The 13,848-nt window shown below is 67.6% G+C and carries 8 protein-coding genes; 1 reads left to right on the top strand and 7 read right to left on the bottom strand.

What is annotated here, in order from left to right; genetic code table 11:
* Window positions 1-2: 2 nt before the first annotated feature.
* The 7 genes from ACFPK0_RS00920 to ACFPK0_RS00890 all read right to left on the bottom strand — a co-directional run bounded on the left by ACFPK0_RS00920 (window position 3) and on the right by ACFPK0_RS00890 (window position 12,387).
* On the bottom strand, window positions 3-1,451 hold the full coding sequence (locus ACFPK0_RS00920; RefSeq protein ID WP_377337714.1) for a mannitol dehydrogenase family protein: 1,449 nt from the start codon (window positions 1,449-1,451) through the stop codon (window positions 3-5).
* Entirely contained in the window at window positions 1,448-2,494 is a 1,047-nt protein-coding gene (locus tag ACFPK0_RS00915; RefSeq protein ID WP_056083178.1) for a sugar kinase, read from the bottom strand. Before ACFPK0_RS00915 ends, ACFPK0_RS00920 begins: the two co-directional genes overlap by 4 nt.
* Before the next feature lie 12 nt (window positions 2,495-2,506).
* Window positions 2,507-5,158, bottom strand: a complete 2,652-nt coding sequence (locus ACFPK0_RS00910; protein ID WP_377340191.1) for a glycoside hydrolase family 3 C-terminal domain-containing protein — start codon at window positions 5,156-5,158, stop codon at window positions 2,507-2,509.
* An 84-nt stretch (window positions 5,159-5,242) separates the two neighbouring features.
* Window positions 5,243-6,922 (bottom strand): glycoside hydrolase family 43 protein, encoded by a 1,680-nt coding sequence (locus tag ACFPK0_RS00905; RefSeq protein ID WP_377337712.1) that lies wholly within the window; start codon window positions 6,920-6,922, stop codon window positions 5,243-5,245.
* Complete coding sequence (gene manD, locus ACFPK0_RS00900; protein WP_056083181.1) at window positions 6,922-8,172, bottom strand: D-mannonate dehydratase ManD; 1,251 nt, start codon at window positions 8,170-8,172, stop codon at window positions 6,922-6,924. Before manD ends, ACFPK0_RS00905 begins: the two co-directional genes overlap by 1 nt.
* 22 nt (window positions 8,173-8,194) lie before the next feature.
* Complete coding sequence (locus ACFPK0_RS00895) at window positions 8,195-10,207, bottom strand: sialate O-acetylesterase (RefSeq protein WP_377337710.1); 2,013 nt, start codon at window positions 10,205-10,207, stop codon at window positions 8,195-8,197.
* Between the two features lie 2 nt (window positions 10,208-10,209).
* Window positions 10,210-12,387, bottom strand: coding sequence for an alpha-glucuronidase family glycosyl hydrolase (locus tag ACFPK0_RS00890; RefSeq protein WP_377337708.1), 2,178 nt, complete (start codon window positions 12,385-12,387; stop codon window positions 10,210-10,212).
* A 161-nt stretch (window positions 12,388-12,548) separates the two neighbouring features.
* Between ACFPK0_RS00890 and ACFPK0_RS00885 the strand changes: the two genes are divergently transcribed.
* Window positions 12,549-13,625 carry a LacI family DNA-binding transcriptional regulator gene (locus ACFPK0_RS00885; RefSeq protein WP_377337706.1) on the top strand — a complete coding sequence of 359 codons (1,077 nt, stop codon included), beginning with the start codon at window positions 12,549-12,551 and terminating at the stop codon, window positions 13,623-13,625.
* Window positions 13,626-13,848: the final 223 nt, after the last annotated feature.

Here is a 13,848-nt window from a genome sequence, read left to right as displayed (position 1 = left end):
GGTCAGCTATCCAGCGCGTGCCGCACCGCATCCGGCGTGGCCGGCGCCAGTGCGGCGTGCGCGGCACGCAACGCGGTGGTGAAACGGGTATCGCCGGCCAGCGCGCCGAACACGCCGTCCAGCGCCAGGAAGGCATCGACGTCACCCGTCGCGCCGCAGCGCGCCAGGGTGTCGGCCAGCGGATCGACGATGGCCACGCCGTTGCGCGCCTGGCGCGCCACGAAGTGCAGCCAGCCCGCGACCGGCAAGCACAAGCGCTCGATCGGCCGGCCCGCGGTCAGCGCCTCCGCGATCGTACCCAGCAGCCGCACCGGAATTTTCTGCGAACCGTCCCAGGCGATCTGCGCCAGCAGGTGGCGGATGGCCGGATTGCGGAAGCGGGCCAGGATGGCGTCGACATAGGCCTGCGGATCGAAACCCGGCAACGCCGGCAGCGAGGGCACGATGTCCTGGCGCATCAGCCGCTCGATGAAGCCGGCCAGCAACGGCTCGGCCATCGCCGCCGACACCGTCTCCAGCTCCATCAGCGAACCGAGATAGGCCAGCGTGGAATGCGGGCCGTTGAGCAGGCGCAGCTTGGCGCGGTCGTAGCCGGCGATGTCGTGGCTGAGGGTGGCGCCGGCGCGCTCGAACGGCGGGCGCTCATTGCAGAAACGGTCCTCGATCACCCACTGCGTATACGCCTCGCGCTGGATCGGCCAAGCATCGACGCAACCCAGTGCGTCGGCCACGCGCTGGCGCAGCGCGTCGTCGGTGGCGGGGGTGATGCTGTCCACCATCGAACAGGGGAACGCCACCTCGGCCTCGATCCATGCCGCCAGCTCCGCATCGACGCGCGCCGCGTATTGCAGCACGGCGCGGCGCAGGCGATGGCCGTTGCCGGCAAGGTTGTCGCAACTGAGCACGGTGTACGGAGCGATGCCGCGCGCATGCCGTTCGCGCAAACCGGCGACGACGTAGCCGATGGCGCTGCGCGGTGTCTGCGGCGCGGCCAGGTCATGCGCGATATCGGGGTGAGCGAGATCAATATCCTCACCGGCAAGGCAGTAGCCCTTCTCGGTGATGGTCAGCGTGACCAGCTTCACCGCGGGCTCGGCCAACCGCGCCAGCACGGCGGCCTGGTCTTCGCTGGCCACCAGCAGTTCGCGGATCGCGCCGATCACCCGCAGCGAGGTCTGTTCGCCCAGCAAGGCCAGCGTGTACAGGCCATCCTGCGGGCGCAGCGCGTCGCGCACGCCGGCGCTGTGCAGGGAAACGCCGCAGATGCCCCAGTCGGGATGCTCGGCGAGCAGGTCGTCGACATACACCGCCTGGTGCGCGCGGTGGAACGCGCCGGGGCCGAGGTGCACGATGCCGACGCGCACGGCGGCCAGGTCGTAGTTCGGGCGGATCACCGTGGCCGGCAACGTCGGCAACGCGGCAGCGGACAAGCGTGCAGCCGGTGCCTTCAACGCCGCACCTCGAAACCTTCCTGGGCAAGAAGCGCGAGCATGTCGGCCTCGCGCAGCAGGTTCACGTCGCCGAGCACCGAGTGCTTGAGGCTGGCGGCAGCGATGGCGAAATCCAGCGCGTCCTGCTCGCCCATGTCGCGCAGCAGGCCGTGCAGCAAACCCGCGGCGAAGGCGTCACCGCCACCGATGCGATCCACGATGCGGGCGAGGCGATGCGTCCGCGTGGTCAGCACCTGCTGGCGCGTGGCCAGCAGGCCGCTGAGGTCATGCGTGTCCACGTCCAGGTGGCGCCGGTCGGTAGCGGCCATCAGGCGCAGTTGTGGGAACGTGGCGAAGGCCAGCTCGGCCGCCGCACGGAAACGTTGTTGGGCATCGCCCTGGTCGAACGTCGCACCCAGGATCAATGCGATGTCGCGCTCGTTGCCGAACACCAGCTCGGCCTCGGCCAACACCTCGCGCAGCAGCGCCGGGGCCTGTGCCGCCCGCGCCCCCCACAGCTTGCTGCGGTAATTGCAGTCGAACGAGACGCTGACGCCGGCATCGCGTGCCGCACGCACGGCGGCCAATGCCGACTGCGCGCTGGCATCGCCCAGGGCCAGGTTGATGCCTGACAGGTGCAACCAGCGGGCACCATCGAGCAGGCGTGGCCAGTCGTGCGCCGTGGCCGCGGTGCATGCGAACGCCGAACCGGCGCGGTCGTAGACCACTTCGGTAGGGCGCTGCATGGCACCGGGTGCGATGAAATAGACGCCCATACGGCCATCCGCAAAACGGAGGCCGGCTGTGTCCACGCCATGACGCCGCAGTTCGGCGGCGCAGGCGTGGCCGATGGCGTTGTCCGGCAGTGCGGTCACCATGGCGCTGCGGTGACCGAGGATGGCCAGCGAGGCGGCGACATTCGCCTCCGCGCCGCCGAAGCGTGCGTCGAGGTGCGGGGACTGCAGCAGCAGCTCCTGCCCCGGCGGCGACAGGCGCAACAGCAGTTCGCCGAAACAGACGACGCGGCTTTCGCCGCGCGTCTGCCGTGGTGCATTGGACATCATCAAGCCGGCGACTCAGTTGACGGTGAAGGATTGCGTGGCACGAATGTCCGCACTGGAGGCACCGATCTGCACTTCATAACGTCCCGCGTCGACGGCGTAGGCCGCCTTCTTGGTGTCGTAGTAACGCAGGTCGGTGGCCGGTGAAACGTCGAACGACACTTCACGCGTCTGCCCCGGTTCCAGGGTGATGCGCTGGATGCCGCGAAGGTCCTTGTTCGACCGTTCGTGCGGCGTGCCGACCCCGCGCAGGTAGAGCTGCACCACTTCGTCGCCGGCGCGCTTGCCGGCGTTGTGCACCTTCACCGTGACGTGCAGCTTGTCGTCCTTGCCGATCTTGTCGTGGTTGAGCTTCAGATCCGCATAGGTGAACTTCGTGTACGACAGGCCGTAGCCGAACGGGTACAGCGGCTCGCCCTTGAAGTAGCGGTAGGTGCGGCCGTCCATGCGGTAGTCGTCGAACGCGGGCAGCTTTTCGCTGGCCTTGTAGAACGTCACCGGCAGGCGGCCGGCCGGATCGGCGTTGCCGAACAGTACGTCGGCCACGGCGTTGCCGCCGCGCTGGCCGGGGTACCACGCCAGCAGCACGGCGGGCAGGTGCTGGTTGGCCCAGTCCACCGCCAGTGCGGAGCCGCTGGTGAGCACCAGCACCACCGGCTTGCCGGTGGCTTCGAGTGCCTGCAGCAGCTTGCGCTGGGTGGCGGGCAGGCGCAGGTCGGTGCGGTCGCCACCGGCGAAGCCCGGGTAGTTCACCCGCATTTCCTCACCTTCGACGTCGCTGGTGAGGCCGCCGGCGAAGACCACCACGTCGGCATCCTTCGCCGCATCGAGCGCGGCCTGGAACGGCGCCTTGGCGCCAGGCATGCGCCAGGCCAGGCGCACGCCGGCGTCGCGTTCCAGCTCCTTGTATTCCACGCGGATGTCGTAGGCGTGGCCGCCTTCCAGCTTCAGCTTGGCCTGGGTGGCGGTAAGGCTGTCGGCCCGTTCCCAGCGGTCGATCACCGGCTTGCCATCCAGGTACACGCGCACGCCGTCGTTGGCGGCCGCTTCCAGCACGTAGTCACCGCTCACTGGCGGCAGCAGCTGGCCGCTCCAGCGGATGGAGAAGTTGTCGCTGGGCACCGCCTGGTCCGGCTGGGCTTCGCCGCGGGCGAGCAGGTTGTCGGTGGGCGAGCCGCGATCCCAGTTGAAGCCGATCACCGGGTCCACCCGCACCAGCGCTGGCGTGCCGGACAGGTCGGTGTTGCGGAAATACTCGCCACGCAGGCCGCGCTCGGCATCACCGGCGGACGGGCGCAGGTATTGCGCCTCCACCAGCGGCATGCCGGTGGGATCGCTGCGGCCCTCGACCAGATCGACGCCGCGCGCGTACACCACCTTCGCCTGCGGCGCCGCCTCGCGGATGCCGCGCAGGATCGTCACCGGGTCGGCCGGGGTGCCGTGGTAGTTGCCCACCAGGGCCATGGTGTCGTCGGCGGTGGGGCCGATCACCGCGATGTGCTTGACGTCGCGCGACAGCGGCAGCACGCCGTCGTTCTTCAGCAGCACCATCGATTCGACGGCAGCGCGGCGCGCCAGCGCATCGTGCTGCGGCGACTGGTTCACCGAATACGGCACGTCGGACCACGGCACCTTGCTGGCCGGGTCGAACATGCCCAGGCGCATGCGCGCCTGCATCAGGCGGGTGAGCGCGACGTCGATCTCGCTCTCCTTGATGAGGCCGTCGTGCACGGCCTTGACCAGGGCGGCGTACTCGGTGCCGCAGTCCAGGTCCACGCCGTTCTTCACCGCCAGCGCGCTGGCCGCCTCGACGGTGTCGACCACCTTGTGGTGCTTGTAGATGTCCTCCACCGCGCCGCAATCGGAAACCACGTAGCCCTTGAAGCCCCAGTCCTTGCGCAGGATCTGTTCCAGCAGGCGCGGGCTGCCGGTGGCCGGCTCGCCGTTGACGCGGTTGTAGGCGCTCATCACCGCATCGACGTCGGCCTCCTGCACCAGCGTCTGGAACGCGGGCAGGTAGGTTTCGTAGAGGTCACGCTCGCTGGGATGCACGTCGAAATGGTGGCGATCGGCCTCCGGCCCGCTGTGCACGGCGAAGTGCTTGGCGGTGGCGTCCAGCTTGCGATATTTGGCGTCATTGCCCTGCAGGCCGGTGACGAAGGCCACGCCCATGCGCTCGGTGAGGTACGGATCCTCGCCGTAGGTTTCCTGGCCGCGGCCCCAGCGCGGGTCGCGGAAGATGTTGATGTTGGGCGACCAGTAGGTGAGGCCCTCGTAGCGGCCGTGGCTGTCCTTGCGCTGGAACTCGTTGTACTTGGCGCGCGCCTCGTCGCTGATGGCGGTGGCCACCTCATGCATCAACGGCACGTCGAAGGTGGCCGCCAGGCCGATCGCCTGCGGGAACACGGTGGCCTGGCCCGCGCGCGCCACGCCGTGCAGGCCCTCGTTCCACCAGTCGTACGCGGCCACGCCCAGGCGCGGGATGGCCGGCGCGGTGTTCTGCATCTGCGCGGCCTTTTCCTCCAGCGTCATGTGCGCGACGAGGTCGGCGGCGCGATCGTGGAAGCTGCGGCTGAGGTCACGGTAGACCGGTGTGGACGCGGCCGATGACGTTGCGTCGGCGTGGCCCTCCGCATGCAAGGGGAACACGGGCGAAACCAGGGCCATGCCCAGAGCCACCGCCATTGTCGTGCGGAACATGCCGCGCCACGCCTGTCGCTTCGCCATAGTCATCGTTCCCTTTTGCGTTGCTTATTGGTTGTCGAGTCGACGCGCATACGGACCCACCGTCGCGCCGATGAATCCGCCTGCCACATCGGTACTGAGCAGCGTGCCGTCCGCCTGGCGTTCGAGCCACTTCCAGCCCGACCCGTCATCGTAGGCGAAACCGTAGGCTTTGCCGTCACCGCTGATCTTCAACTTTAGTTCACCCACGCTGGCCGGCAGGACGGCGCTGTCGATCACGGCCTCGTCGTCGCCACGATGGCTGCGCAGCGACAGCCGCAAGTGATCGCCCTCGCGCTGCACGCCCAGCGCGTACCAGTAGTGCTCGTTCTGGTACGCCGCGATACCCGCCTCGACGCCCGCGGCCGGCACCGACAGCGCGGTGCTGGCCTCGAACGTCAGGTGTTGCTGGCGGCGGGCGAGGTAGGACGGATTCTTCAGCGTGTCCAGATCCTGCGCCAGCGGATGGATGGCCAGCTTGCCGGGATGCGAGGACAGATCCGCCCACGATTGCTTCGGCGTGCGCGCGAACAGCCACTCGCTGCCCAGTGTGGTGCTGCCGAAATCATCGCGCGCGTCGAAGTTGCCGCTCAGCGGCGCCTGCGAGGCATCGCGCTGCATGAAGGCCGGCCCCTTCACCACCTGCGGAATCGCCTGGCCGTGGGGCAGGATGATCGGCCAGTCGTCCTTCCACTCCACCGGCAGCAGATAGGTCTCGCGGCCGGTGTTGTAGTGCGTGCCGTCATACGCGCGGCTGGCCAGGAACACCGCCCACCAGCTGCCGTCCGCCGCCTCGACCAGGTCGGCATGGCCGGCATTGGTGATCGCATTGGCGCGATCGGCGGGGAGATCGCGCTGGGTGAGGATCGGGTTGCCCTCGTACGGCACATACGGGCCCCACACCGAACGGCTGCGGAACACCACTTCGGAATGTTGCGGGCCGGTGCCATCCTCGGCGCACATCAGGTAATACCAGCCGTTGCGCTGGTAGATGTGTGGGCCTTCGATCCAGATCGGTTTCCTGGCGAGGTCGGTGCCGCCGTTGATGATGACCTGGCGTTTCCCCACCGGTTTCAGCGAAACCGGATCGAACTGCCGCAACCAGATCGCGCGATGGCCTTCGTACAACGGCTTGCCCTCGGGCTCGTCGTTGTTGAGCAGGTAGGCCTTGCCGTCCTTGTCGAAAAACAGCGACGGATCGATGCCGCCCACGCCCTTCAGCCACACCGGATCGGACCACGGGCCGGCAGCGCTTTTCGCGGTGCTGACGAAATTGCCGCCGCTGTCCACCGCGGTGTTGACCACGTAGAACATGCCGTCGTGATGAGTGATGTCGGGTGCGAACACGCCGCGCGACATGTTCAAGCCGTCGAAGTCCAGCGTGGTCGGTTTGTCGATCACGTGGCTGACGGGTTTCCAGTGCACCAAGTCCTTGCTCTCGAACACGGGGATGCCCGGGTAGTAGGCAAAGCTGGAATTGACCAGGTAGAACGTGTCATCCACCCGCACCACACTGGGGTCGGGATAGAAGCCGGCCAGCACGGGGTTGCGGAAGTGGCCGGCCGGCAGCGGCTGCTCGAACGCGCGGTCGTGGCCCTGGTAATCGAACCAGTCGAACAGCACCGGCTCGGCCGCCTGGGCCGCCATGCCGCAGCTGGCCAGCAGGCACAGCAGCAACGCCTTGAATGATCGTGTCGGCATCGTCATCACCAGTTCCACATCGCGCCGTCTTCGAGGCGCGCGATCGGCAGTTGCTTGGGCTGGTACGGGTATTTCGCGGCCAGCTTCTCGTCGATGGTGACGCCGTGTCCGGGCGTGTCGCCCACGTGCAGGCGGCCGTTGCGCAGGACATAGTCATGCGGGAACACCGCGTCGGTCTCGTCGGTGTGGAACATGTATTCCTGGATGCCGAAGTTCGGTACCCAGGTGTCGAAATGCAGCGCCGCGCCCATCGTCACCGGCGACAGATCGGTCGCGCCGTGGAAACCGGTGCGCACGCCGTGCAGCCCGGCGAAATCAGCCAGCCGGCGCAGGTGGGTGATGCCGCCGCCGTGCACGATGGTGGTGCGGATGTAGTCGATCAGCTGGTTCTCGATCAGGTGCTTGCAGTCCCAGATCGAGTTGAACACCTCGCCCACCGCCAGCGCCGTCACCGAGTGCTGGCGGATCAGCTCGAACGCCTTCTGGTCTTCGGCCGGGGTGGCGTCCTCCAGCCAGAACAGGCGGTACGGCTCCAACGATTTGGCCAGCCGCGCGGCCTCGATCGGCGTGAGGCGATGGTGGGCGTCGTGCAGCAATTCCACCTCGGCGCCGTGGTCGGCACGCAGCTGTTCGAACAGCTTCGGCACCACGCCCAGGTAGCGCGGGGTGTTCCAGGTGGTTTCCAGCGGCAGCTCGCTCTCGGCCGGCTCGTAGCCCTTCGCGCTGGAGACGCCGTAAGCCTTCTTGATGCCCGGCACGCCGCACTGCGCGCGCACCGCCAGGAAGCCCTGCTCGATAAACCGGCCCACCGCGTCGGAGGCCTCGGCGATGTCGCGGCCATTGGCGTGGCCGTAGACCAGCGCGCCTTCGCGCGAGCGGCCGCCCAGCAACTGGTAGATCGGCATCCCCGCCATCTTGCCCAGGATGTCCCACAGCGCCACGTCCACCGCGGCGATCGCGCTCATCGTCACCGGGCCGCGCCGCCAGTAGGCGCCGCGGTAGAGGAACTGCCAGATGTCCTCGATCTGGCCGGCGTCGCGGCCGATCAGATTCGGCACCACGTGATCCTGCAGGTACGACGCCACCGCCAGCTCGCGGCCGTTGAGGGTGGCGTCACCCAAACCCTCGACGCCCGAGCGGGTGACGATCTTCAGGGTGACGAAGTTGCGCCCCGGACAGGTGACGATGACTTTCGCCTCGACGATTTCGCGATCGTGCGAGGAACCGCGGGTAGGAGTTTCGTTTGTGTTGCTCACGGGGATGTCCTCGGGATCGGGTTCAGTGCGGGGAAGAGGTGATATCGAGCTGGAACGGCACGGCGGGCAGGCCCGCTTCGTCGTACAGCGTGCAGAACGGGCTGTCGGCCCAGCAGTAGCGCACGCGGGCGATGCCGTGGGCGGGCGGCGTATCCAGATGCAGCAGCACCTTGCCGTCGCGCAGGTCGGCATCGGCGTAGCTGCAGCTATTGGCCTGCGTGCCGCACAGCTCGAAGCCGATGGGATGATTCGAACTGTAGGCCACCAGCTTGCCGGTGACATCGCGGAAGCTGACCGCGACGGTGTCACCCTCGCGCGTGGCGGCGACGGGCAGCGGGCCGGATGGCGGCAGCGATTCGCCATAGACCACATGCCGTGCGGCGCGGGCCAGGCGGCGGCCCAGCTCCTGCTTGTTGGCCGGATGGATGTCGTAGCGTTCGCCAATATCCACGGCCACGGCCAGCCCCGAGTGCGGGTCTTCGGCGGCCACCAGACGCTCTGCCTCGCGTACCCCGGCCCAGCCGCTTTCCGCTGGCTTGGTGGGTGCGGGGCCGTAGCTGGAAAGTTGCACGATCAGCAGCGGCAGCTTGGCCCCGAACTGGGCGCGCAGATCATCGCGATAGGCTTCCAGCAGGCGGCGGTATTGGTCCGCCTCGCCGGTGTTGGATTCGCCCTGGTACCACAGCGCGCCACGGAACGCGTAGTGACCCAGCGGCGCGATCATGCCGTTGTAGAGCGTGGTCTTGCCCGAGACCGTCAACCATGGCGCCAGTGGCGGCGTGCCGATGTCCCTGGGTACCTCGCGATACTGCCAGCCGTTGGTGTCGAGCGGCACCGAACTGCCATCGGCGAATTTCAATGCGCGCGTGTCGGAGGGTCCCATCATGCCGCCCGCCAGATAGGTGTTGAGATCGTTGATCACGATCAGATTCTTGCCGGCATGCAACAGGCCGTGCGGCAGCCGATAAATGCGTGGGCTGCCGCCGTAACTGCTGCTGCCCACCCCGCGGCCATTCACCCAGGTCTGGTCGATCTCGTCCACGTTGCCGATCGCCAGCGTGGCGTCCTGCGCAGCCTGCTGTTTGGTCAAGGTCACGGTGGTGCGGTACCACAGCATGCCGGTGTAGCTGGCCAGCTCGGGCACACCCCAGGTTTGGTAATCGACCAGGGTTTTCGGCGCTGCTTTCCAGCCGGCATCGGAAGCCGCAGGGTTCCACGGCTCGTCGCCTTTCTTCACTTGTGGCTGGCGGCTCCACCACTTCGCCCAGAGCGTGCCCCACTGCGCGGCGGCGGCTTGCGGATCCTTGGCGTGCAACGCCAGCGTGTCGAGTGCTTCGTCGTAGCCGCCCACTTTGCGCAGTGCCTGCGCGCTCAGCCACGGCTCGATGCGCGAGCCGCCGAGGGAGGCGTTGATCAAGCCCATCGGCACGTCTACGGTCTTCTGCAATTCGCGCGCGAAGTAGTAGCAGGTGGCGGAGAAATCCGGCACGTTTTGCGGCGTGGTCGACTTCCATTGCACCGGTGCGGCGAAATGATCCTGCGGCGCCGATGCGCCGGTCTGCGGCACGGTGAGCATGCGGATGCGGTCGTTGTTGGCGCCGCTGGTTTCGCTGTTCAAGTTCAACGTACGGCGTACCTGCAACTCCATGTTGGACTGGCCACTGCACAACCACACATCGCCGACGAGAATGTCCTTGGCCGTCTGGCTGCTGCCGTCGGCCGCGGTCACGCTCAGCGTGTACGGGCCACCGGCCGGCAAGGCCGGCAGCGAAGCCTGCCAGTGACCGTCGGCGCCGGCGCGGCTGCTGACGGTCTTGCCGTCGAGCGCGATCTTCAGCGATTCACCCGGGCTGGCCTGGCCCCACACCGGAATCGCCCGGTCGCGCTGCACCACCGCGTGATCCTGGAACAACCGGTCCAGCAGCGGCTTGTCCGCCGCCTGCGCGACGGATACCGCCAGCAGGCTGCAGGGCGCCAGCAGCAGGCAGGCGAGGCGGAGGGTCTTGTTGCCGATGGGCGGACGTGTGGTTGCCATGGTCAATGTCCCGGTGCGTAGGGAAAGGAAAGGCTCTTGTAGTAATCCAGCGTGTGCGCGGGCGGCGCGTAGCCGGCCGGCAGGGGCAGATGGTTGAGGCTTTGCCAGTAGGCGATGCTGGCGTCGCGCCACCATTGCGCCTCGTTCTGCTGGATGGCCAGGAAGGCAGCGGTCTGGGCGTAGCGCTGTGCGTCGATGCGGCCATCCAGCGATTTCCAGGTGGCGCGCATCTGCTTCACCTCGTCCACGCCGTGGCTGTAATGCATCACCAGTTCATCCCATAACGTGCGGCCGGAGCGCATGCGGTAATCCCATGGCAGGTGGTGGAACCACAGCAGGTAGGCGTCGGGCGTCGATTTCAGACTGTTGAACTCCGCGGCGACCGGCGGCGCGTACTGATCCACCGCATCGCTGCCCTTGCGGGTGCGATCGAAGCCGATGCCGTTCTTGTCGGCGCGGTGGTAATAGACCGGGTTCCAGTCCGCCCGCGGCAGGCTGTCGTCCCACGGCGCGGGGCCGTAGTGATGGCCGGCGCCCATCAGGTGCGCCAGGCCCAGCGGTGTCATGTAATCCACGGCCGCTTCGCGCGAGGCCATCATCATGCCCACGATGGGTTTGGCCACCGCGTCGTCGGGGGTGAAGGTCATGCGCGCCCAGTCGTCGGCGATGGCGCGGGCGGACTGTGTCGGGTCCCATGCCAGGCGGCCGAACGCATACCAGTTGGCCTGGTCGAACACCGAGCCGCTCCAGTCGCGGTCGGTGCCGATGTTGGCCACGCCGGCCATGCCGGTCAGCGTATGGCCGTCCAATTGACCGTCGACCACCTTGGCCACGGTGGAACCCTTGCCCTTGGCGTAGGTGTCGGCGCGCAGCACTTCCTCCCACAGCGGGCCGAGGTAGACCAGATGCGTGGCGAAGCCCAGGTATTCCTTGGTGATCTGGAACTCCATCATCAGCGGCGTCTTCGGCATCGCGCCGAACAGCGGGCTGAACGGCTCGCGTGGCTGGAAATCCAGCGGGCCGTTCTTCACCTGCAGCAGCACGTTGTCGCGGAACGCGCCGTCCAGCGGCTTGAACTCGTTGTAGGCCTGCTTGGTGCGGTCGTCGAGGTCGTGCTCGGAGTAGACGAAGGCGCGCCACATCACGATGCCGCCGTGCGGCGCCAGCGCGTCGGCCAGCATGTTGGCGCCGTCGGCGTGGGTGCGGTGATAGTCCTGCGGGCCGGGCTGGCCTTCGGAGTTGGCCTTGACCAGGAAGCCGCCGAAGTCGGGGATCACGCGATAAATCTCGTCAGCCTTGTCGCGCCACCACTGGCGCACGGCCGGGTCGAGCGGGTCCGCCGTCTTCAGGCCGCCGATCTCGATCGGCGCGCTGAAACGCGCGCTGAGATACACGCGGATACCCCACGGCCGGAACACCCCGGCCAGCGCCGCCACTTTCTTCAGATAGGCCGGCGTGAGCACCAGCGGATCGGCGTTGACGTTGTTGAGTACGGTGCCGTTGATGCCGATGGAGGCATTGGCGCGGGCGTAGTCGGTGTAGCGCGGGTCGAGGTAACCGGGCAGTTTCCACCAGTCCCAGATCGAGGCGCCGGCATAGCCGCGCTCCACGCTGCCGTCGAGGTTGTCCCAGTGATCGAGCACGCGCAACTTCACCTGCGGCCGGTCGCGCAGGTCCAAGCCGGTGGCCGGATGCCCTGTCTGCAGCAGGCGCAGGAAGCGGAAGCTGCCGTACAACACGCCGATGTCGTCGTTGCCGACAATCGCCGTGGCGGGGTGGCCGTTCACCACCACGCTCTTGATCAGGTAGCCCTCGCGTCCCAGCTCGCGGGTGTCCAGGTGCAGGCCGGCCACCACGGGTGACGAGGCGGGTGTGCCGATGATCAGCGCGCCATCGCGGCTGACTGTGCCCGACAGTTCCGGCGTCTTGCCGAGCAGGCCACCCAGGCCACGGACGAGTTCGCCGCTGGCCGCCTTCGCGGTCGGCGAGCCTTGCCCTGCGACCAGTTGCACGGCCTGGCGGGTATCGATACCTGCCGGCGCGGCGGCGAGCGCGTGGTAGCGCAGCCACAGATCATGGCCGTCCTCGGCGTGGGCGCGACCGGCGCCCAGGCATGCGAACAACACCGCCAGACCCGCGATCAGCAGGCGCGGGCCAACGCCCGAACGGCTACGATTCATCCCCCAAAGCCTGCGCCATGAACGATGATTGGCATCACAACAGAATGTTATCGCTAACATATGCAAACATGCGCGCATGGCTGGACCTCGTGGGGATGGGGATCCGGGAATCTGGCAACGGGCCCGCGCAACGCGACGCGCACTGCTGAAAGGAAACGGCATTGAAGACAACAGGCAAGAAATCGGCTCGCCGGAAAGGGCGTGCCGTCACCATCGACGAGGTAGCGGTTCTCGCCCAAGTATCGCCAATGACGGTGTCGCGGGTGGTCAACGGCCACGCCAAGGTGCGCGAAACGACCCGCGAAAAAGTGATGCAGGCCGTGCGCGAGCTGGGCTACGTGCCGAACCAGGCGGCCAGTTCGCTTGCCGCCGCGCAGGACGTGCGCATCGCGCTGATCTACACCAACCCCAGCGGCGCCTACCTGCGCGAGCTGTTGCTCGGCGCGCTGCATGGCGCCGAGCGCACCGCCGCGCAACTGGTGATCGACAGCTGGGAAACGCTGGATGCCGCCGCCGAACGCAAGGCCGCGCGCGCGCTGGCCAAGAGCGTGGGCGGGGTGATCCTGCCGCCGCCGCTGTGCGAATCCAAGGTGGTGATCGAGGAACTGACCAAGGCCGGCGTGCCGGTGGTGGCGGTGGCCTCGGGCCACTTCATCCACGACATCTCCAGCGTGCGCATCGACGACTTCCTGGCCAGCAAGGAGATCGTCGAACACCTCATCAACATGGGTCACACGCGCATCGCGTGCGTCAAGGGCCACCCCAACCAGATGGCCAGCCAGCGTCGCTTCGAGGGTTACCAGGCCGCGCTCAAGGAAGCGGGCATCGCGCGGGATGCCGAACTGGTGCAGCAGGGCTACTTCACCTACCGCTCCGGGCTGGAGGCGGTCGAGAAGCTGCTGTCGTTGCGCAAGCCGCCCACCGCGATCTTCGCCAGCAACGACGACATGGCCGCGGCGGCCGTCTCGGTGGCGCACCGACGCGGATTGCGGGTGCCGCTGGATCTGTCCATCGTGGGTTTCGATGACACCTCGGCCGCGACCACGGTGTGGCCCGAGCTCACCACCGTGCGCCAGCCGATCTCCAGCATGGCCGATTCGGCGATCGACATCCTGCTGCGCGCGATCCGTCGCAACGGCAATGAAACCCGCGTGGTGGTCGATCAGGTGGTGGCGCACCAGCTGGTGATGCGCGGCTCCGTGGCGCCGGCGAAGACGGCCGCCAAGACGCGCAGCTGAGGCAGCTGCGCGCGTCGTGCTTTGGCACGACACGCCCTTGCGTGTCGTGCCAGGAAATGAAACGGGGCGCCGCAGGCCGAAAGCCACGCGGCCGACAGCATCGACCGGTGTTTCCAGCCCCGCATCTGCCCGCGACGAATGAACGATGCCGCCGGGCATGGCGCGCGTGGCGCCATGAATATCCATTGCCATGTCCACCCCCTCGGTCCGTGTCGCTCCGGAT

It is taken from the genome of Rhodanobacter ginsenosidimutans (assembly GCF_042655685.1).
Classification (GTDB): Bacteria; Pseudomonadota; Gammaproteobacteria; order Xanthomonadales; family Rhodanobacteraceae; genus Rhodanobacter; species Rhodanobacter ginsenosidimutans.
This window is presented reverse-complemented; position numbering and strand designations above follow the sequence as displayed.